Source organism: Aeromicrobium sp. Leaf291 (genome assembly GCF_001423365.1).
Classification (GTDB): Bacteria; Actinomycetota; Actinomycetes; order Propionibacteriales; family Nocardioidaceae; genus Aeromicrobium.
Genome location: NZ_LMNM01000001.1, coordinates 421,598 through 439,542 on the forward strand (window position 1 = coordinate 421,598; position 17,945 = coordinate 439,542).

At 72.0% G+C, this 17,945-nt stretch carries 19 protein-coding genes; 7 read left to right on the plus strand and 12 right to left on the minus strand.

The window, feature by feature from the left end:
- Positions 1 to 49: 49 nt before the first annotated feature.
- Positions 50 to 1,489, plus strand: a complete 1,440-nt coding sequence (locus tag ASF35_RS02140) for a hypothetical protein (protein WP_055962133.1) — start codon at positions 50 to 52, stop codon at positions 1,487 to 1,489.
- A gap of 872 nt (positions 1,490 to 2,361) precedes the next feature.
- Here ASF35_RS02140 and ASF35_RS02145 read toward each other — a convergent pair.
- From ASF35_RS02145 to ASF35_RS02155, 3 genes are read right to left on the minus strand one after another with little or no spacing between them, the layout of a single operon-like run.
- Positions 2,362 to 3,030: a nitroreductase gene (locus ASF35_RS02145; RefSeq protein ID WP_055962136.1), complete on the minus strand. Its 669-nt coding sequence runs from the start codon at positions 3,028 to 3,030 to the stop codon at positions 2,362 to 2,364.
- A complete protein-coding gene (locus tag ASF35_RS02150) occupies positions 3,027 to 3,797 on the minus strand; it encodes an enoyl-CoA hydratase-related protein (RefSeq protein ID WP_082480635.1) in 771 nt (256 codons plus the stop codon). The genes ASF35_RS02145 and ASF35_RS02150 overlap by 4 nt, the downstream gene beginning before the upstream one ends.
- Entirely contained in the window at positions 3,782 to 4,660 is an 879-nt protein-coding gene (locus tag ASF35_RS02155) for an alpha/beta fold hydrolase (protein ID WP_055962141.1), read from the minus strand. Before ASF35_RS02155 ends, ASF35_RS02150 begins: the two co-directional genes overlap by 16 nt.
- A gap of 96 nt (positions 4,661 to 4,756) precedes the next feature.
- On the opposite strand from ASF35_RS02155, the gene ASF35_RS02160 reads away from it, so the two are divergent.
- On the plus strand, positions 4,757 to 5,611 hold the full coding sequence (locus ASF35_RS02160) for an NAD(P)-dependent oxidoreductase (protein ID WP_055962143.1): 855 nt from the start codon (positions 4,757 to 4,759) through the stop codon (positions 5,609 to 5,611).
- 21 nt (positions 5,612 to 5,632) lie between these two features.
- Here the strand turns inward: ASF35_RS02160 and ASF35_RS02165 are convergent, their stop codons facing one another.
- Both ASF35_RS02165 and ASF35_RS02170 read right to left on the minus strand, forming a co-directional pair.
- Positions 5,633 to 6,349, minus strand: a complete 717-nt coding sequence (locus tag ASF35_RS02165; protein ID WP_055962144.1) for a hypothetical protein — start codon at positions 6,347 to 6,349, stop codon at positions 5,633 to 5,635.
- A gap of 34 nt (positions 6,350 to 6,383) precedes the next feature.
- The gene (locus ASF35_RS02170; protein WP_055962147.1) at positions 6,384 to 6,968 is read right to left on the minus strand and encodes an RNA polymerase sigma factor; all 585 of its coding nucleotides are present in this window, start codon (positions 6,966 to 6,968) and stop codon (positions 6,384 to 6,386) included.
- A gap of 89 nt (positions 6,969 to 7,057) precedes the next feature.
- Here ASF35_RS02170 and ASF35_RS02175 point away from each other — a divergent pair, with 89 nt between their 5' ends.
- Positions 7,058 to 7,981 (plus strand): serine/threonine-protein kinase, encoded by a 924-nt coding sequence (locus ASF35_RS02175; RefSeq protein ID WP_055962150.1) that lies wholly within the window; start codon positions 7,058 to 7,060, stop codon positions 7,979 to 7,981.
- A 1-nt stretch (position 7,982) separates the two neighbouring features.
- Here ASF35_RS02175 and ASF35_RS02180 read toward each other — a convergent pair whose 3' ends face one another.
- Positions 7,983 to 8,411 carry an OsmC family protein gene (locus tag ASF35_RS02180; RefSeq protein WP_055962154.1) on the minus strand — a complete coding sequence of 143 codons (429 nt, stop codon included), beginning with the start codon at positions 8,409 to 8,411 and terminating at the stop codon, positions 7,983 to 7,985.
- A 46-nt stretch (positions 8,412 to 8,457) separates the two neighbouring features.
- Here ASF35_RS02180 and ASF35_RS02185 point away from each other — a divergent pair, with 46 nt between their 5' ends.
- The 4 genes from ASF35_RS02185 to ASF35_RS02200 all read left to right on the plus strand — a co-directional run bounded on the left by ASF35_RS02185 (position 8,458) and on the right by ASF35_RS02200 (position 12,649).
- Positions 8,458 to 9,156: an aspartate/glutamate racemase family protein gene (locus ASF35_RS02185; protein ID WP_055962157.1), complete on the plus strand. Its 699-nt coding sequence runs from the start codon at positions 8,458 to 8,460 to the stop codon at positions 9,154 to 9,156.
- Between the two features lie 100 nt (positions 9,157 to 9,256).
- Positions 9,257 to 9,580, plus strand: coding sequence for a 4-fold beta flower protein (locus ASF35_RS02190; protein ID WP_055962160.1), 324 nt, complete (start codon positions 9,257 to 9,259; stop codon positions 9,578 to 9,580).
- Positions 9,581 to 9,654: 74 nt separating this feature from the next.
- Positions 9,655 to 11,133, plus strand: a complete 1,479-nt coding sequence (locus ASF35_RS02195; RefSeq protein ID WP_055962164.1) for an SDR family oxidoreductase — start codon at positions 9,655 to 9,657, stop codon at positions 11,131 to 11,133.
- Between the two features lie 49 nt (positions 11,134 to 11,182).
- Positions 11,183 to 12,649: an amino acid permease gene (locus ASF35_RS02200; RefSeq protein ID WP_082482077.1), complete on the plus strand. Its 1,467-nt coding sequence runs from the start codon at positions 11,183 to 11,185 to the stop codon at positions 12,647 to 12,649.
- A gap of 43 nt (positions 12,650 to 12,692) precedes the next feature.
- Here the strand turns inward: ASF35_RS02200 and ASF35_RS02205 are convergent, their stop codons facing one another.
- The 6 genes from ASF35_RS02205 to ASF35_RS02230 all read right to left on the minus strand — a co-directional run bounded on the left by ASF35_RS02205 (position 12,693) and on the right by ASF35_RS02230 (position 17,910).
- A complete protein-coding gene (locus ASF35_RS02205; RefSeq protein ID WP_055962170.1) occupies positions 12,693 to 13,148 on the minus strand; it encodes a VOC family protein in 456 nt (151 codons plus the stop codon).
- Between the two features lie 63 nt (positions 13,149 to 13,211).
- A complete protein-coding gene (locus ASF35_RS02210) occupies positions 13,212 to 13,901 on the minus strand; it encodes a class I SAM-dependent methyltransferase (protein WP_055962173.1) in 690 nt (229 codons plus the stop codon).
- Positions 13,902 to 13,962: 61 nt separating this feature from the next.
- A complete protein-coding gene (locus ASF35_RS02215) occupies positions 13,963 to 14,829 on the minus strand; it encodes an ABC transporter ATP-binding protein (RefSeq protein ID WP_055962176.1) in 867 nt (288 codons plus the stop codon).
- The gene (locus ASF35_RS02220; protein ID WP_235493091.1) at positions 14,826 to 15,869 is read right to left on the minus strand and encodes an iron chelate uptake ABC transporter family permease subunit; all 1,044 of its coding nucleotides are present in this window, start codon (positions 15,867 to 15,869) and stop codon (positions 14,826 to 14,828) included. The genes ASF35_RS02215 and ASF35_RS02220 overlap by 4 nt, the downstream gene beginning before the upstream one ends.
- Complete coding sequence (locus ASF35_RS02225; RefSeq protein ID WP_055962179.1) at positions 15,866 to 16,921, minus strand: iron ABC transporter permease; 1,056 nt, start codon at positions 16,919 to 16,921, stop codon at positions 15,866 to 15,868. The genes ASF35_RS02220 and ASF35_RS02225 overlap by 4 nt, the downstream gene beginning before the upstream one ends.
- Complete coding sequence (locus ASF35_RS02230; protein WP_055962182.1) at positions 16,918 to 17,910, minus strand: ABC transporter substrate-binding protein; 993 nt, start codon at positions 17,908 to 17,910, stop codon at positions 16,918 to 16,920. The genes ASF35_RS02225 and ASF35_RS02230 overlap by 4 nt, the downstream gene beginning before the upstream one ends.
- Between the last annotated feature and the right edge of the window lie 35 nt (positions 17,911 to 17,945).

The following is a 17,945-nucleotide window of genomic DNA, read 5'->3' on the forward strand; positions in this document are numbered from 1 at the left end:
CTTCGGCCGCCGGTTTCCCCTGCGCTCCCAGGGTTCCTAGGCTGTCGTCATGACCACGCGCGAGGGAGTGCAGTTCCGGTCCGAGAGCACGTCCGCCACGGCGAGGGAGGTCCTGGCCGATGCGCTGCGGCCCGCCGATCCGGTCGGTGCGCGCGCCGTCGAGCACGAGACGGCCTGGCGGCGGCAGTACCTCCAGCACTTCCGCCGGGCCGTGGAGGCCGGCGTCGGGGATGCGGCGGCTGCGCGATCGATCGCGGCCGAGGGGCTGCGCAGCGCGCATGCGGCCATGCGGTTCGACGACGTCGCCCTCGACGAGGCCCTGGCGGTGACGCCGCTGGACCAGGTGCTCAGCACGACCACCGTCCAGGGCGAGGCGGAGCCGGAGACCGAGCTGACCGTGCCCTACCGCGGCGAGAGGCTGGGGGGCGACGCCCTCCTTCGCCAGCTGGACGACTGGCTGGACCGTGGTGTGGTCACGCCGTCGTGCGCGGACGCGGTGCGCACCGTGCAGGCGAACCCCGACTGGCTGCGGCTCGAGGGCGACCTCGTCGTCGTGCTCGGGGCGGGGGCCGAGATGGGTCCGTACCGCGCGCTGCAGCGGTGGGGTGCCGAGGTGGCCGCCGTCGACCTGCCCCGCGCCGACGTGCAGGGCCGCATCGCCGAGGTCGCGACGGGCGGGGCGGGCCGCGTGCACGTGCCCAGTCGGATCGTGACCCACGGTCGACCCGACGGTGGGAGCGACGTCGGCGCGGACCTGGTGCGCGAGCTGCCGGCCCTCGCCCACTGGCTGGGCTCCTTCGAGTCCCGCGTCGTGCTGGGCAACTACTGCTACGCCGACGGCGGGCAGCACGTCCGGGTCTCGATGGCCGCGGACGCGCTCGCGGACCACCTGGTGCGAGAGCGCCCCGACACCGCGCTGGCCTTCCTGGCCACACCCACCGACGTGTTCGCCGTCGGTGCCGACGACGTGGCGAGGTCGGAGGCGGCGTACCGCGCCGGCCGGTTCGGTCGGATGGCTCGCCACGCCACACGCGTGGCGAGCGGCGGACGGCTCCTGCAGCGGAACTACCCGCCCGGCGCCGACCCGGGCATCTGCGACGCCCTCGTCCCGCAGCAGGGTCCCAACTACGCGTTCGCCAAGCGGCTGCAGCGCTGGCGTGCCACGACCGCTCGCGCCGCCGGCACCACGGTGTCGCTCAACGTGGCACCGGCCACCCGCACGCGGTCGGTCGTGAAGAACAAGGCCCTGGCGGCGGCCTACGCCGGCGCGCACCGCTTCGGCGTCGAGATCTTCGACCCCGCCACGTCGAACACCCTGATGGCCGCGCTCCTGGTCCACGACCTCCGCGCCGGCCTGCCCGCCGAGGCCGAGCCGTGGCAGGACGAGGCTCGCGGCGCCGCCCACGGCGGACTCTGGACGGCGGCCTACCACCCCCGCTCCGCCCTCGGCCTCGCCGCGGTGCTGGGCGTGGGGGCGCTGCGGGGGTGAGCCTGGGGCGAGACCTGCGGCTACGTTGCTTCCTCTGGTTCGGACCTGCGGCTGCGCTTCTTCGTTGGGTCTGGACCTGCGGCTGCGCTGCTTCCTTGGGTCTGGACCTGCGGCTGCGCTCCTTCCCCGGGTCCGGACCTGCGGCTGTGCTCCTTCCCCAGGTCCGGACCTGCGGCTGCGCTGCTCCGGCCGGGTCTCGGCTCGGTCTCCGAAAGGGGCCTTGACCGGCGGACGGGCTCCCGCTCGGCCGAGCCCCGGTGCCGCGGGCCGGTCCTGGGCCGTCGGAGGTAGGTCTCGCACCGAACCAGGCCGTCAGAGATAGGTCTCGCACCTCATCGGGCCGTCAGAGGTAGGTCTCGCACCTCAAACCGCCCGCATGCGGTGCGTCTCCTACCTCCCACTGCCCAAGACGGGTGAGAGGTAGGTCGCGCGCGGAATCGGAGCGTCAGAGGTAGAGGGCCCGCGGTATGGAGGTCTGTATCCGCGCGCCACCCACCTCCGCCCGGCGGATAACGCGTGCCACCTACCTCTCACGGCCCGCGCCCGGCGGATAACGCGCGCCACCTACCTCTGACGGCCCCAACCGACACACGACGAGGCAACGAGACGGTCAGGACGCCCCGAACGCACCATCGACGTCCCCGCGCCCCGAGAACCCAGGCCGAGCACGCACCCCACCGCCGGTCGAGGCCCCTTTCGGAGCGCAGGTCGACGAGGAGCCGAGGCAGCGCAGCCGCAGGACACGACCCAGCCGAGCAGTGGCGCCGCAGGACACGACCCAGCCGAGCAGTGGCGCCGCAGGACACGACCCAACCGAGGCAGCAGCCGCAGGACCACACCCACCCGCCGAGGCGCACCCGCAGGACGAGAGGTCAGAGCCGCAGCTCGGCCGCCTCGTCCAACGACGCGCGGGAGGTGCGGTAGGAGGCGGTGGGGTGGTCGAGGTCGGGGTGGCCAAAGGAGATGCCGCACACCACCTGACGGTCGTCGTCGAGGTCGAACCACTCGCGCAGCAGCTCCGAGCGCATGGCCAGGGCCGCCTGCGCGCAGGCGCCGAGACCGAGGGCCTGGGCCGCGAGCAGGAAGGACTGCACGTACAGACCGCAGTCGATCGCGCCGTACACGCCGAGCGAGCGGGTCGTGGTGACGATCGCGACGTGCGGGGCGCCGAAGAACTCGAAGTTGCGCATCGTCTGGGCGGCGGACCCGGCCCGGTCGCCCTTCACCACGCCGACCGCCTCGTACAGCTGCCAGCCCGACTCGCGCCGACGCTCGGCGTACACGCCCTCGTAGGACTCCGGGAAGGTCAGGTCGGGGCCGAAGCGCTCGTCGTCGGCCATGGCCTGCTTGAGCCGCTCGGTCTCGCCTACGGCGGTCACCACCACGTGCCACGGCTGGGTGTTGCACCACGACGGGGTGCGCTGCGCGGCGGTCAGCAGCCGCTCGATGGTGGCCGCCTCGACCGGTTCGTCGGTGTATCCGCGGCAGCTCCAGCGCTCCTCCAGGAGCGCCTCGAGGGCCTCGATCCGGCTCTCGCTCATCGGCCCACGAACCCGGCGGCGCGCTTGTCCAGGAACGCCTGGATGCCTTCCTTCGAGTCCGCCGTGTCGGCGAGCTCCCGCTGCAGGCGCAGCTCGCGGTCCAACGTCTCGTCGAGGTGGCGCAGCGTGTTGGCGGCGATGGCCTGCTTGGTGGCGGCGTACGCGGCCGTGGGGCCGTTGGCCAGCTTCGCGACCAGCTCGGCCACCTGCTCGGCGTAGTCGTCGCCGCAGCACCGGTCGATGAGTCCCATCTGCGCCGCCTCGGCGGCCGGGAGCCGCTCGCCCAGCAGCGAGAGGCGGTTGGCCCGGGCCCGACCCACCGACGCGGCGAGCAGCTCGGTCGCCCCGCCGTCGGGCATGAGGCCGATGTTGACGAACGCCTGCAGGAAGTAGGCCGACTCGTGGGCGACGGTCACGTCGGCAGCCAGCGCCACCGACATCGCGATGCCGGCGGCGGGGCCGTTCACCGCGGCCACGACCGGGCGGTCCGTCGAGACCAGTGCGCGCACGAGCCGGTTGCCGTTCTCGTGCGTGCCGCCCCGCTCGAGCCGACGCAGGTCCGCTCCGGCGCTGAAGGCACGGCCCGCGCCGGTCACCACGACGACGCGGGCGTCGGTGGTCTCGACGGCCTCGGCGGCCCGCTCGAGCATGGCACCGTCGAGCGCGTTCATGACGTCGGGCCGGTTGAAGGTGATCGAGAGGATGCCCTCGGTGGTGTCGAGCAGCAGCTCGGTGCTGGTCGGGTCGCTCGTCACGGGCGTCTCCATTCTCCGATGATGGCCTGCACGGCGGCGGTGAGCGCCAGCGGCTGGTCGAGCATCACGTGGTGCCCGGAGTCTCGCACGACCGTCACCGGCACGTGCCCGCCGAGCCGTTCGGCGACGGCGTCGGTGATGTCCGACGTGGCCATGCCGCGGTCTCCGCGCAGGAGCGCCACCGGGCAGGCCGCCTCGGCGAGCTCCTCGGGCTCCATGCGCGACCGCAGGAAGATGCGTGGGTCGAACTTCCAGCGCCACCCCCCGGGCTCCCCGTCGGACGCCGGGACCTCACGCACGGATCCCTCGGCGATGTGGCGGTGCACGTAGTCGAGCGTGGCGTCGTCGGCCGGGAGCGTGCGGAACCGGGCGAGGATCGCCTCACGATCGGGGTGCAGCTTCGGGGCGGGGATGACGCCGTGCGAGGCGATCCACGCTCGCGCCTCGCTCGACATCTCGCGGACCGGCGAGTCGATTGCGACGGCCCCGGCCAGTGCGGCGCCGTGGTCCCGGGCGGTGGTGAGGGCCACGAACCCGCCCATGCTGTGGCCGACGACGGCAGGGGGACGGGTGCTGCCCTGCGCCCGCGCGACGGCCATGACCTCGGCCGCCCAGGTCTCGAGCGCGTAGACGTCGCGGTGGTCGCTGTCCCCGTGCCCGCTCAGGTCCAGGGCGACGACGCGTCCGTCGAGCAGCGGCCCGACGTGGTCCCACCAGCCCGCGTGCGCGGCGCCGCCGTGCACGAGCACCGTGACGGGCTCGTCGACCGGGCCCCACGCCCGGTAGGTGATGCGCACGCCGTCGACGTCGACCGTGGCGTGCTCGGGCTGCTCCGCCAGGGCGGCCGTGAACCAGGCCGGTACGTCCTGCGCCATCGGTGCCGCCACCTCCAGAGAAACAATCAACCTTGACTGTTCTTGTCGTCCCCAGCACGATAGCGAGGACGCACGTCCACGACGAGAGGACCCCCGATGAGCCTGGCCGGAACGACGATGATCATGTCCGGAGGCAGCCGAGGCATCGGGGAGGCCATCGCGGTGCGCGCCGCCCGCGACGGCGCGAACGTGGTGCTGCTCGCGAAGACGTCCGAGCCGCACCCCAAGCTGCCCGGGACGATCCACACCGCTGCCGCCGCCATCGAGGAGGCCGGCGGCCGTGCGCTGCCGCTCGTGGGTGACATCCGCGACGACGCCTTCGTCGAGGACGCCGTGGCCCGGGCCGTGGAGACGTTCGGCGGCATCGACTTGGTCGTCAACAACGCCAGCGCGATCGACCTGTCCCGCACCGAGGACATCTCGATGAAGAAGTACGACCTCATGACGCAGATCAACGCACGCGGCTCGTTCCTGCTGTCCAAGCTGTGCATCCCCCACCTGCGTGCGTCGGCGAACCCCCACGTGCTCACGCTCAGCCCGCCGATCAGCCTCGACCCGAAGTGGTTCGGCACGTTCACCGCCTACGCGATCGCCAAGTACGCCATGAGCCTCGTGACCCTGGGCCTGGCCGAGGAGCTGCGCGAGGACGGCGTCGCATGCAACTCGCTGTGGCCACGCACGGCGATCGACACCGCCGCGGTGCGCAACGTGGTGGGCGCCGGGCTGGAGACCAGCTCCCGCACGCCGGCGATCATGGCCGACGCCGCCCACGCGATCCTCACGCGACCCAGCCGGGAGTGCACGGGGAACTTCTTCATCGACGACGAGGTCCTCGAGGCCGAGGGCGTCACCGACCTGTCGATCTACCTGAACGGCGGTCGCGAGGAGGACCTGGCGCTCGACTTCTGGGTGGAGCCGAAGGGCCCGCACGACCCCGCCAAGCGTCTGTAGCCCGTCGGCGGACGATCCGGTTCAGCAGCCGTCGCGCACGAGGCCGGGCTGCCCGCCCTTGGTGACCTCGACGAACGTCACGCGGTCGTCGTCGGCCAGCTGGTCGGGCGTCGTGTCGAACAGGAAGCCGATCCAGCTCGCGTCGTTGCTCTCGCGCACGAACACGCCGGTCTGGCCGTAGCCGGCATCCTGCGGGTCGCTCGCGACGGACCTCAGCTGGGCCCACGTGGTGCCGACACCGAAGCCGGACCGCGTGTGGGGGCCGGGCTGGCGGACGCCGACCGACAGGACGTCGCCGTTCTCGGCGGTCTGCAGGTCGACGGTGTTCACGTACTCGTCGCGCCACGTGAGGGGGCGCACGGGACAGCCGTCGACGGGCGCGGGGACGTCGGCCACGAAGTAGCCGGTGGCGAGCGCCTGCGCCTTCGTCATGCCCGCCCTCACCGGACCGACCGCACCGGGGGTGATGAGGAGGTCCGACGGCGGCAGCAGACCCGGACCTGCCTCGGGCACCCCCTGATCGCCCCCGCCTGACTCGACGGTCGGCGCTGCCGCGGCAGGCTCGGTCTCCTCCTTCTTCTCCTCCGCCGTCGGCGACGGAGTCGGGGAGGCCGACGCGCGTGGCGTGTCGCGCCCGGCGGTGTCGTCGCCACCGACGGCCGCGGCGACCGCCCCGGTGGTGACACCCAGCACCACGGCTCCGGCGAGCAGCGAGAGAGCGAGCTTGGTCTGCATCATGAGCGTGCGTCCTTCGGTGAGGGGATCTGCACCATCAGATGCCGTCCGGAACCGAAAGGTTGTCCGGACCGGGCGGTGGGTCCTGGCCGAGCCGCTCGCGCAGGTAGCGGCGGGCGGTGTGGATGCGTGCCTTGACCGTGCCGAGCGGCGCGTCGGTGAGGGCGGCGACCTCGTCGTAGGGGAGCGTCCCGAGGTCGCGCAGCACGAACGCATCGACGGCGGACGGGTGCTCGCGCTCGAGGTGCTCCAGGGCGTCGAGCAGGTCGAGCCGCGTGCCTGCGATGACGCTCGTCGTGCGAGGGTCGGGCGCGTCGGGCACGAGGTCGGTGGAGCCCTCGTCGAAGCGACGCCGCATGGAGCGGTAGGCCTGGCGCGCCGTGTTGGACGCGACGACGGTGACCCACCCGACGAACGAGCCGCGGCCGGCGAAGGTGTGGAGCTTCTGCGCCACCACGAGGAGCGCCTCCTGCGCGGCCTCCTCGGCGTCGCCGGAGTACGGCAGGAACTTCGAGCAGCGCCGGAGCACGAGCGGACGCAGGTGCGCGAGCAGGTCCTCCATGGCGTCGGCGTCGCCGGCCTGGGCCCGCGCCACGAGCTCGAGCAGCTGGTCGTCCTCCATGGATCCCCCTTGCTCGTCTGCCGTCCACGGCCCGGCACCCCCGCCGGGCTCACCGCCGGGGGCCACGCCAGCGACCATACTGTCCCGTGATGAGGCAGATCGGGAGGTACCGGCTCGACGCGGTCCAGGGGTCGGGCGCGTTCGCCACGGTGTGGCGGGGCTACGACACCGAGCTCGAGGTGCCGGTGGCGGTGAAGGTGCTGGCGGAGAACTGGGCCCACCACGCCGACGTGCGCGAACGCTTCCTGGCCGAGGCGCGTCTGCTGCGACGGCTCGAGAGCTCCCGCGTCGTGCGGGTGCACGACATCGGCACCGAGACGTTCGACGGGACCGACCGGCCCTACTTCGTCATGGACTTCGCCGGGGGCGGGTCGCTCGACGCGGTGGCCGACGGGTCGCTCGCGCCGGCTGAAGCGGTGCGCCTGGCCGTCGAGGGGTGCCGGGCGGTGCACGTGCTGCACGCGGCGGGTGTGGTGCATCGGGACGTGAAGCCGGGCAACCTCCTGGTCGCCGACGACGGCCGCGTGCTGGTGGCCGACCTCGGCAGCGTGAAGCGGCTGGCGGAGGCCACCGGGTTCACCGTGACCACCGGGACGCCGGCGTACATGGCGCCGGAGCAGGCGTCGGGCGGACGCATCGACGCCCGCACCGACGTGTACGCGCTCGCGGTCGTGACCTTCGTCCTCGTCACGGGTGCGCTCCCCTTCGACGTGCCCGACGCCGCCGCCGTCCTGCGACGCTCCGAGGGCGAACGGCCCCGTGGTCTCGCCCGGACCCGCGGCGCGGCCGCCTCCCCCTTGCTGTCGCGGCTCGACGCCGTGCTGGACCGCGCCCTGTCACGCGACCCGGACCACCGGCACGCGTCGGCCGAGGCGCTCGCCGTCGAGCTGGAGCGGGTGACGTCGGGGCACCGCCCGCGTCGTCGGCCGGGCTGGCCGACGTGGGTGGTGGTGCCGGCCGCGCTGCTGCTGTTCGCCGCCGCTGCCACCGCCACCTGGTACGGCCTGCGCTGACCTACTGCGTGTCGACGGGCGTGCCCAGCTCGACCGTGCGGCTCACCGTGCAGAGCCGGTCGTGGGACTTGGCGATCGCGTCGGAGAGCCGGCCGGCCGCCTTCGCGCCCTCCTCGTCCTCGCCGAACGCCACGTCGAAGCGCACCTGCAGGTCGTCCATCCGGTTGCCGTCGTCGTCGCGGACCTTCTCGCCCGAGGCCGTCACCGCGAACCGCTCCGGCTCGGTCCGCTTGGTGGTGACGAGGTCGACGTCGATGGCCGTGCAGCCCGCGATCGCGGCCAGCAGCAACTCGACGGGCGTGAAGTCGTCGCCGGAGCCGTCGCCGATCACCATCTGCCCGCCCCGGGCGTTGGTGACGCGGTAGCGGCCGCGGTCGAGTCGTTCCAGGCCCACCTGACGGTGCTGTTCGGTCGCGGACGCATCACTCATGGGACCATCCTGCAACAGGGGTGGGAGCCCCGGGAACGAGGACGTGATGCGCACGATCGGGATGCTCGGCGGGATGAGCTGGGAGTCGACGGCGGAGTACTACCGGCTCGCCAACGTGCTCGTCCGCGAGCGGCTCGGGGGCGTGCACTCCGCCCGCGTCCTGCTCGACTCGCTCGACTTCGCCGACGTCGAGACCCTCCAGTCCACGGACCGCTGGGAGGAGGCCGGCGCGCTCCTCGCCGACCGAGCGCAGCGGCTGGAGCGGGCGGGTGCAGAGCTGCTGCTGCTCTGCACCAACACCATGCACAAGGTCGTCGACGTCGTCGAGGCCGCCGTGAAGGTGCCCGTGCTGCACATCGCCGACGCGGCCGCCGAACGGGTGCGGCACGCCGGACTGGGCCGGGTCGGCCTGCTCGGCACCGCCTTCACGATGGAGCAGGACTTCTACCGCGAGCGCCTCGCACGGCACGGCATCGAGGTCCTGGTGCCCGGCGCCGACGACCGCGCGACCGTGCACCGGGTGATCTACGACGAGCTCGTGCGCGGGATCGTCAGCGAGACCTCACGTTCCGCGTACGCCGACGTGATCGGCCGACTGGTGGCCGACGGCGCGGAGGGGATCGTCCTCGGCTGCACCGAGATCGAGCTGCTCGTCTCGGCCGACGACAGTCCGGTGCCGGTCTTCGCGACCACCCGGATCCACGTCGAGACGACCGTCGAGCGTGCGCTGGCCAGGACTGACTAGTCCATCGGGATCATCTTGGTGCGTTCTCACCGCGTCATCATCGTGTCGTCATACCGTCAAGGAGGGGAGAAGACCAGCACCATCTCGGGAGCCTGACCACATGAGCGTGTACCTGTACGACCTCGACGGAGACGTCATCGCGTTCCGACGCGCCTGGGACGACGAGCACGTGTTCGACACGGCCGGACGCTGGATCGGCTGGATGCCCTGGGAGGGCACCGACGTCGTCGACGCGCGCGGTCACTACCTCGGGTCGGTCGTGGGCGACCGGCTCGTGCGCCGCAACGACTGCGGCAACCGGGTGTGCAGTGCCGACGTCGAGCACCCCGAGCGTGCCGAGCCCTCCGGGCGGCCCACCACGCCGCTGGAGTTCCCCAACCGGTTCGCCTACGACGACGTCGAGCAGCTGCACCGGGCCGGCTGACACCACCGGATACACCGGTGTGACCTCGACCCGCTCGGGATGCCCCGGCGCGCGGGGTCCCCGACGATGGGGACATGACGCTCTCCCTGGTCACCGGTGCCACCGGCTACGTCGGCGGCCGCCTCGTCCCCCAGCTCCTCGACGCCGGGCACGACGTGCGCGTCCTCGTCCGCGACGAGACCAAGGCGCGCGCCCACGCGTGGTCCGAGCGGGTCGACGTCGCCCAGGGCGACGCCACGGAGCCCGAGGACGTGCGCCGCGCCCTCGACGGCGTGGACGTCCTCTACTACCTGCTGCACTCCATCGGCTCGGGCGACGACTTCGCCGAGACCGAGCGCCGCATCGCCCAGAGCTTCGCCGACGAGGCCGCCGCCGCGGGCGTGAGCCGCATCGTCTACCTGGGCGGCATGGACCCCGAGGACGAGCAGCTGTCCGAGCACCTGGCGTCGCGCAAGAAGGTGGGCGAGGTGCTGCTCGCGTCGGGCGTGCCGACGACCGTGCTGCAGGCCGGCATCGTCATCGGCTCGGGCTCGGCGTCGTTCGAGATGCTCCGCTACCTCACCGAGCGGCTGCCCGTGATGGTGACGCCGAAGTGGGTGCACACCCGCATCCAGCCCATCGCCATCCGCGACGTGCTCCGCTACCTCGTCGGCAGCGCCGACATGCCCGCCGACGTGAACCGCGCCTTCGACATCGGTGGACCCGACATCCTCACCTACTTCGAGATGATGCAGCGCTACGCCGCCGTCGCGGGGCTGCCGAAGCGGCGGGTGCTCCCCGTCCCGATCCTGTCGCCCGGCCTGTCGAGCCACTGGGTCGGCATCATCACCCCCGTGCCCGCGAGCATCGCCCGTCCGCTCGTCGAGTCGCTCAAGAACACCGTCGTCGCGAGCGAGAAGGACATCGAGCAGTACGTGCCCGACCCGCCCGAGGGTCTCATCGGCTTCGACCGTGCCGTCGAGCTCGCGCTCACCAAGATCCAGAACCTCGACGTCCCCACCCGCTGGTCGTCGGCGGCGACCGCCGGTGCGCCGTCGGAGCCGTTGCCGTCCGACCCGGACTGGGCGGGCGGCTCCCTGTACAAGGACGAGCGCACGCGCGAGGTCGACGCCTCCCCCCAGTCGCTCTGGACGATCATCGAGGGCATCGGCGGACGCAACGGCTGGTACTCCTGGGCGCTCGCCTGGTGGGTGCGCGGCATCCTGGACCGTCTCGTCGGCGGGCCCGGGCTGCGTCGCGGCCGGCGCAACGACAAGGACCTCGTGGTCGGCGACGCCCTCGACTTCTGGCGCGTCGAGGCCACCGACGACCATTCCTTCCTGCGCCTACGGGCGGAGATGAGGGTGCCGGGGCTGGCCTGGCTGGAGCTGCAGGTGGGCTCGACCGAGGGTGGGAGCACGACGTTCCACCACCGCGCGCTCTTCCACCCCCGCGGTCTCCTCGGGCACGCCTACTGGTGGGCGATCCTGCCCTTCCACGGCATCATCTTCGGCTCCATGCAGCGCAACATCGCCAAGGCCGCGGAGCAGCTCGACGCGGCGAGGACCGCCTGACCCCACCGGCACGGTTGCGCGCCGCAATCGTCGGGTGCAGGATCACCCGGTGAGCCTCTTCCGCACCAAGTCCGTCGAGCGGTCCATCGCCGAGACCGACGAGCCCGACCATCGGCTGAGGAAGGACCTCTCCGCCTGGGACCTCACGGTCTTCGGCGTCGGGGTCATGATCGGCACCGGCATCTTCGTGCTGACCGGCCAGGAGGCCTACCGGAGTGCCGGTCCCGCGATCGTCATCTCCTTCGTCCTCGCCGGCATCGCCTGCGCTCTCGCGGCGGTCTGCTACGCCGAGTTCGCGTCGACCGTGCCCGTCGCGGGCAGCGCGTACACGTTCTCCTACGCGACGCTGGGCGAGCTGATCGCCTGGATCATCGGGTGGGACCTCGTGCTCGAGCTGGCGCTGGGCGCGGCGGTCGTGGCCCGCGGCTGGTCGGCCTACCTCCAGTCGCTCCTCGACCTGCCGACGTGGCTCGCCGGTGACGCGGCCCGTCCCGACTTCGGTGCCATCGCCATCGTCGTCGCCCTCACCGCTCTGGGCGTGCTCGGCACCAAGCTCTCCGGTCGGTTCACGAGCGTGCTCGTCGTGGTGAAGGTCGCCGTGGTGCTGTTCGTGGTCGTCGCCGGCCTGTTCTTCATCAAGGCCTCCAACCTCACGCCGTTCGTGCCGCCGTCGAAGCCCAGCTCGGGCGAGTCGGGGCTGGACTCCACGCTCCTGCAGACGATCTTCGGCGTCGAGCCGACCGTGTTCGGCATCTACGGCATCATCGCCGCCGCCTCCGTGGTGTTCTTCGCGTTCATCGGCTTCGACATCGTCGCGACGTCGGCCGAGGAGACCCGCAACCCGCAGCGCGACATGCCGCGCGGCATCCTGGGCTCGCTCGCGATCGTCACCGTGCTCTACGCGGCCGTCGCGTTCGTCGTCACCGGCATGCTCAAGTACAGCGACGACCGGATGAACACCGCCGCACCGCTGGCCGAGGCGTTCTCGGCCAACGGCCTGGAGTGGGCGAGCAAGATCATCTCCGTCGGCGCGGTGGCCGGGCTCACGACCGTGGTGCTGGTGCTCATGCTCGGCCAGGCCCGCGTGCTGTTCGCCATGTCGCGCGACGGTCTCCTGCCCCAGGGCCTCGCGAAGGTGCACCCGCGCTTCGGCACCCCCTACAAGATCACGATCATCACCGGCGCGTTCGTGGCCGTGCTGGCCGGCTTCGTCCCGCTGTCGGAGCTGAGCAAGCTGGTGAGCATCGGCACGCTGTTCGCGTTCGTGGTGGTCTCGGCGGGCGTCATCGTGCTGCGCCGCACCCGGCCCGACCTCGACCGCTCCTTCCGCGTCCCGGGCGTCCCGCTCGTGCCGATCCTCGCGATCGCCGCGTGCGTCTGGCTCATGGTGAACCTGTCGGTCGAGACCTGGCTGCGGTTCCTCGTGTGGATGGTGCTGGGCGTCGTCCTCTACTTCGTGTACGGCCGCACGCACTCACGCCTGGGTCGTGACGAGGCAGCCGGCAAGGCCGACTAGTCTCACCGGTCGACACGTCTGGAGGCAGCGGGTCGAACCACGCTCAGGGCGTGCGTGCGACCCGCTGGATCAGCTCCAATGTCGCGCCGTCGCGGTCGTGCAGGTAGGCGAACCGTGTTCCGGCTCGAGGACCCGTCGTCATCGTCCCGATGGCTCCCGCCAGTCGCCACCCGTGCTCACCACACCGCGCGACGGTGAGGTCGAGATCAGTGACATCGAGCGCGAGGTGCCAGGAACCGAGATCGTTGGGCCTCGGCTCCAGGTGCTGTCGGCCCGCCGGCTCGAGATACTCCAGCAGCTCGATCCGGTGACCGCCCAGCACGAGCACCGCTGCGCTGATTCGAGCTCCAGCCACACCGGTCACGTCGGCGGCGAAGGCACCGTCCAGGACGAACCGGCGCTCCACCTCGGCGCCCAGGGCCCCCACCCAGAACGCCGCAGCCGTCTCGAGCGAGCGAACAGTGATTCCGGTGTGGGCGACACTCACCACGGTGGTCATGGTGCAAGTGTCCTCGTCAGGGCTCGAGGCGCCGGCAGTGGTCAACGTGCTGACCGGTGACCACTAGGCCGGCCGGGGCCTCGGCTTCACCCCGGCGTGGAAGACGCGCACGTTCTCGCGCCAGCCGCCGAGCGCGTCGAAGGGCATCGGGTCCTCCGCGGCCTTCTTGCGCACGTCGCGACGTCGCTCGGTCGCGTCGAAGCCCTGGTCGATCGTGTCGGTGCCGCGCATCAGGAACGCGAGCGCCTCGGGCGTGTAGCGCCAGTAGTCGATCGGGCACGGGTGGTAGCGCCAGCTGAACAGCGTCGAGGTGTACACGAGGCCCCCGGGCCGGAGGATCCGCACGATCTCCTCGCCCGCGAGCCACGGCCGGTCGATGTGCTCGAAGACGTCGACGCTGAGCACCACGTCGAAGGTGGCGTCGGGGATCTCGGGGCAGTGCGTGATGTCGCCGATGATGACGCCCGGGCCGGTCTCGGCGAGGTCGAGGTTGAGGTACTCGAAGCGGTCGGCGTCGAACACCCGGTGACGCGGGTGCCCTCGGCCGCCGATCTCGAGCACGCGCCCGCCGGGGACGCCGGACTTGTCGAGCACGAGCGCGAGGTGCTCGTTGATCCGGTCGTCACGGACGGGCCCGTCCTTCCACGCGTCGCGCAGCCGGTCGAGCGCGACCAGCTCGGGGTCGCGCGGCGGCTTCGGTGGGGGCGGTGGCGTCCAGATCCGACGGGCGAGGCGTTCGCGTAGTCCGGCCATGGCTCGCACGCTAGGGCGCGGTCGTGAACGTGCCATGAGCCCTGGACGAACGTCGACCGACTCAGACGGCGGCCGGTGACTCCGCCTCGGACGTGAGCCCGCCGACGTGGTGACGGCTGCGCGGCACGACGAGCGGCGTGCCGCTCACGGGGTCGGGCACCACCTGGCAGGCGAGCCCGAACACGTCCTCCACCACGGCCGCGTCGATGACGTCGGACGGGCTGCCCTCCACGACGATCTCGCCGTGCTTCATGGCGATGATGTGGTCGGCGTAGCGGAACGCGAGGTTGAGGTCGTGCAGCACCATCGCGATGGTCTTGCCGTGCTCGCGGTTGAGGTCGGTGAGCAGGTCGAGCAGCTCCACCTGGTGGTTGATGTCGAGGTAGGTGGTGGGCTCGTCGAGGAGCAGCAGGTCGGTGTCCTGCGCGAGTGCCATGGCCACCCAGACGCGCTGGCGCTGGCCGCCCGACAGCCCCGTGATCGGGCGGTCGGCGAGGTCGGCCGTGCCGGTGGCCTCCAGCGCCTCGGCGACGGCTGTGTCGTCCTCCGGGCTCCAGCGGCGGAACCATCCCTGGTGCGGGTAGCGGCCACGACCCACCAGGTCGGCCACCGTGATGCCGTCGGGCGCGACGGGCGTCTGCGGCAGCAGGCCGACGATGCGGGCGACGTCGGCGGAGCGCTGCTCGTGCAACGACGTCCCGTCGAGCAGGACGGTGCCGTGGCGCGGCTTGAGCAGCCGGGCGAGGCCCCGCAGCAGCGTCGACTTGCCGCACGCGTTGGCGCCGACGATGACGGTGATCCGGCCGGGCGGGATCTCCACGTCCAGGCGGGACACGACATCGGTCTCGGCGTACCCGAGCGTGAGGTCCTGCGCTCTCAGCTCATGGGTGCGGGGGTCATGGGTGCGGCCGGTGCTGGTGGTGGTCATCCTCCGCGTCCTTCCCGGTTGACGGTGGCGAGCAGCCAGATGAGGTAGGGGGCGCCGACGGCGCCGGTGATCACCCCGGTGGGCAGGGCGACGGGCAGGGCGTGCTGCGCGACGAGGTCGGCCAGGAGCACGATGACGGCACCGACGAAGGCGGCCGCCGGCAGGCTGGCGGCGTTGCCGACGAGCCGGATCGCGATCGGTCCGGAGATGAGCGCCACGAAGGCGACGGGGCCGGCCGCGGCGGTGGCGAGCGCCACGAGCACGACCGACAGCGCGAGGAGGACGAGCCGCGATCGCTCCACGCTCACGCCGAGCGCGGACGCCGCGTCGTCGCCGAGCTCGAGCGCGCCGAGCCGCCGCGACAGCACGAGCACGACCGGCAGCAGCACCGCGACGCCGATCAGCAGCGCGCGCAGCTCGAACGGGCCGGCCGAGCCGACCGAGCCCACGAGCCAGGTCATCGCCTCGCGCGCGTCGCTCAGCTCGGCCTTCGCGATCACGTAGCCGGTGAGCGCCACGAACAGCTCGGACAGGCCGATGCCGATGAGGATGAACCGGTAGCCGGTGATGCCGTCGCGCCAGGCCAGCAGGTACACCGCGACGGCGGCGAGCACGGCCCCGAGCAGTGCCATGCCCGACGTCGCGACCGCACCCCACGTGGAGAACAGGATCGTCGAGACGGCGAACAGGCTGGCGCCACCGGAGATGCCCACGAAGTCGGGCGAGGCCAGCGGGTTGGCGAGCAGCCGCTGGAAGACGAGGCCCGCGACACCGAGCGCGAGGCCCACGCCCACCGCCGTGGCGGCCGTGGGCAGGCGCAGGTCGAGCACGATGAAGTCGACGCTCGGGTCGTCCGTGAGCCGGAAGACGCTCCCGACCACCTCCCAGGCAGTGAGCCGGAAGGTGCCGATCATCATGGTGGCCACGAACAGCGCGAACGCCAGCGCCGCGAGACCTGCGGTGATGGCCGTCGTGCGGGCTCGGTGGCCGCGGCGCTGCGCGCGGACCGCGTCGCGCAGGGGCGTGGTCGCGGCGCTCACAGCTGGGCCAGGTTCTTGTAGCGGACGAGCGCGATGAACGCGGGCGCACCGAGCACCCCGAGCACGACGCCGACCTGGAGCTCGCTGGGGCTCACCAGCACCCGTCCGAGCACGTCGGCCGACAGCAGGATCACCGGGCTCAGCAGCAGGGTGTAGGGCAGGATCCAGCGGTAGTCGGGTCCGCAGATCGCCCGGGCCACGTGCGGGACGATCAGCCCGACGAACACGATCGGTCCGCAGGCAGCGGTGGCGGCGCCGCCCAGCAGGGCGACCGTGACGAAGATGACCACCCGCGTCAGGCGCACCCGCTGGCCGAGGGCCACGGCCAGGTCGTCGCCGAGCGCCAGTCCGTTGAGGGCGCGACCCAGCAGCATCGCCACGACGATGCCGGCCACCAGGAACGGGTAGGTCTGCTCGAGCACCGGCAGGTACCGGCCGCTGAGCGAGCCGACCTGCCAGAAGCGCAGCTCGTTGAGCGCGCCGACGTCGGTCATGGTGATGCCGGTGGTGACGGAGTAGAGCGCGGCACTCACGGCGGCGCCGGCGAGCGCGAGCTTCACCGGCGTGGCTCCCTCGCGGCCGAAGGACGCGACGCCGTAGACCACCACGGTGGCGATGCCGGCCCCCGCGAAGCCCACCCACACCGACGCGGACTGGCTGATGCCGTCGAGGACCATGACGGCCACGACGATGCCGGTGGCCGCACCCATGTTGATGCCCATGATCCCGGGGTCGGCGAGGGGGTTGCGCGTGACGCCCTGCAGCAGCGCACCCGCCAGGCCGAGGGCCGCCCCGACGAGCAGGCCGAGCAGGGTGCGCGGAACCCGCAGCTCGCGGATGACCGTCTGCTCGGCCGACGCCCGGTCGTAGTCGGTGAAGGCCGTCCAGATCGTGCCCAGACCCACGCCGCGTGCCCCGATGGTGATGCTGACGAACGTGACGACCGCGAGCACCCCGAGCAGCACGAGCACGCCCACGCCGAGGCCCGCCGCCGACCGGTGCCGGGGCGCGGGCGCCTCGGTCGACGTCGAGCGCTGGAGCGTGGTGCTCACGTGAGGTCCGGGTCGGCCTTCTCGACCACGTCGCTGAGGATGTCGAGCTGCTCGGCGTAGGCGCGGTACGTGCTGATCCAGAAGGCGGGCCACGGGGTGACCGCCCCGGCCTCGGCAGCCTTGACCTTCGTCCACGTGGGCTGCTTCGCGACGATCTTCATGGCCTGGTCGTAGGTGCGGTCGTCCATGAGGATGAGGTCGGGCTGGTACTTGTCGGCGTTCTCCCACGACAGGTTCTCCCAGTACGGGAAGTCCGGGTCCGGGGAGTCCGGCACGGTGATGTCGAGCCCGTAGCGGCTGAAGTCGGCCAGCTCGGCGGAGTGCTTCGGCACCGCGACGTAGAGCAGGTCGTCGGCGGGCGAGACGCCGAGGACGGACAGGCCCTCGGCCTTCGCCACGGTGTCCTTGAACCGGTCGCGCGCCGCCTCGAACGTGGCCTTGTCGGTGGCGATCTGCTCGGAGTCGAGGTCGGCGCCCAGGGACTCGGAGAGCTCCTCGAAGCCGTCGAGCATCTCCTCGACCGACTGGTCGGCGGTGGGCCCGACGACCTGGGCGAGCTTGCCGACCTTCTTGCTGCTCTCCTTGACCCCGTCCTCGAAGCCGCCGTATGCCTTCTCGGTGCTCCAGTAGGTGGTGACGATGAGGTCGGGCTTCAGCGCCGCGGCCTTCTCGGCGTCGATCGTGCCCCAGGTCTCGCCGAGGATCGGGATGCCCGACACGTCGACGCCCTCGAGCGCCTTCGTGTCCTCGAGCGGCTGGTTGATGAAGATGCCGACCGGCTCGATGCCGTGTGCGATGAGCGCGGCGGCGGCCTCACCCTGCGCGATGATCCGCTTGGGCATCTTCTCCGCGGTGTAGGTCTTGCCGTCGCCGGAGGTGTAGGTCCAGGCGTTCTCGCCCGACGCCTCCCCGCTCTCGGTGGTCATGCCGCAGCCGGCGAGCACGAGGGCGGCCGCGGCGGCCAGGACGATGGGGGGGCGCAGGGTCATCGGGAGTCCTTTCGGGGACGATTCCGAAGGACACA

What these genes read in the sequence shown, in the direction of transcription:
- ASF35_RS02140 (WP_055962133.1), top strand. Translation starts at nt 50, where the DNA reads ATGACCACGCGCGAGGGAGTGCAGTTCCGGTCCGAGAGCACGTCCGCC.
- ASF35_RS02145 (WP_055962136.1), bottom strand. Translation starts at nt 3,030, where the DNA reads ATGAGCGAGAGCCGGATCGAGGCCCTCGAGGCGCTCCTGGAGGAGCGC.
- ASF35_RS02150 (WP_082480635.1), bottom strand. Translation starts at nt 3,797, where the DNA reads ATGGAGACGCCCGTGACGAGCGACCCGACCAGCACCGAGCTGCTGCTC.
- ASF35_RS02155 (WP_055962141.1), bottom strand. Translation starts at nt 4,660, where the DNA reads ATGGCGCAGGACGTACCGGCCTGGTTCACGGCCGCCCTGGCGGAGCAG.
- ASF35_RS02160 (WP_055962143.1), top strand. Translation starts at nt 4,757, where the DNA reads ATGAGCCTGGCCGGAACGACGATGATCATGTCCGGAGGCAGCCGAGGC.
- ASF35_RS02165 (WP_055962144.1), bottom strand. Translation starts at nt 6,349, where the DNA reads ATGATGCAGACCAAGCTCGCTCTCTCGCTGCTCGCCGGAGCCGTGGTG.
- ASF35_RS02170 (WP_055962147.1), bottom strand. Translation starts at nt 6,968, where the DNA reads ATGGAGGACGACCAGCTGCTCGAGCTCGTGGCGCGGGCCCAGGCCGGC.
- ASF35_RS02175 (WP_055962150.1), top strand. Translation starts at nt 7,058, where the DNA reads ATGAGGCAGATCGGGAGGTACCGGCTCGACGCGGTCCAGGGGTCGGGC.
- ASF35_RS02180 (WP_055962154.1), bottom strand. Translation starts at nt 8,411, where the DNA reads ATGAGTGATGCGTCCGCGACCGAACAGCACCGTCAGGTGGGCCTGGAA.
- ASF35_RS02185 (WP_055962157.1), top strand. Translation starts at nt 8,458, where the DNA reads ATGCGCACGATCGGGATGCTCGGCGGGATGAGCTGGGAGTCGACGGCG.
- ASF35_RS02190 (WP_055962160.1), top strand. Translation starts at nt 9,257, where the DNA reads ATGAGCGTGTACCTGTACGACCTCGACGGAGACGTCATCGCGTTCCGA.
- ASF35_RS02195 (WP_055962164.1), top strand. Translation starts at nt 9,655, where the DNA reads ATGACGCTCTCCCTGGTCACCGGTGCCACCGGCTACGTCGGCGGCCGC.
- ASF35_RS02205 (WP_055962170.1), bottom strand. Translation starts at nt 13,148, where the DNA reads ATGACCACCGTGGTGAGTGTCGCCCACACCGGAATCACTGTTCGCTCG.
- ASF35_RS02210 (WP_055962173.1), bottom strand. Translation starts at nt 13,901, where the DNA reads ATGGCCGGACTACGCGAACGCCTCGCCCGTCGGATCTGGACGCCACCG.
- ASF35_RS02215 (WP_055962176.1), bottom strand. Translation starts at nt 14,829, where the DNA reads ATGACCACCACCAGCACCGGCCGCACCCATGACCCCCGCACCCATGAG.
- ASF35_RS02230 (WP_055962182.1), bottom strand. Translation starts at nt 17,910, where the DNA reads ATGACCCTGCGCCCCCCCATCGTCCTGGCCGCCGCGGCCGCCCTCGTG.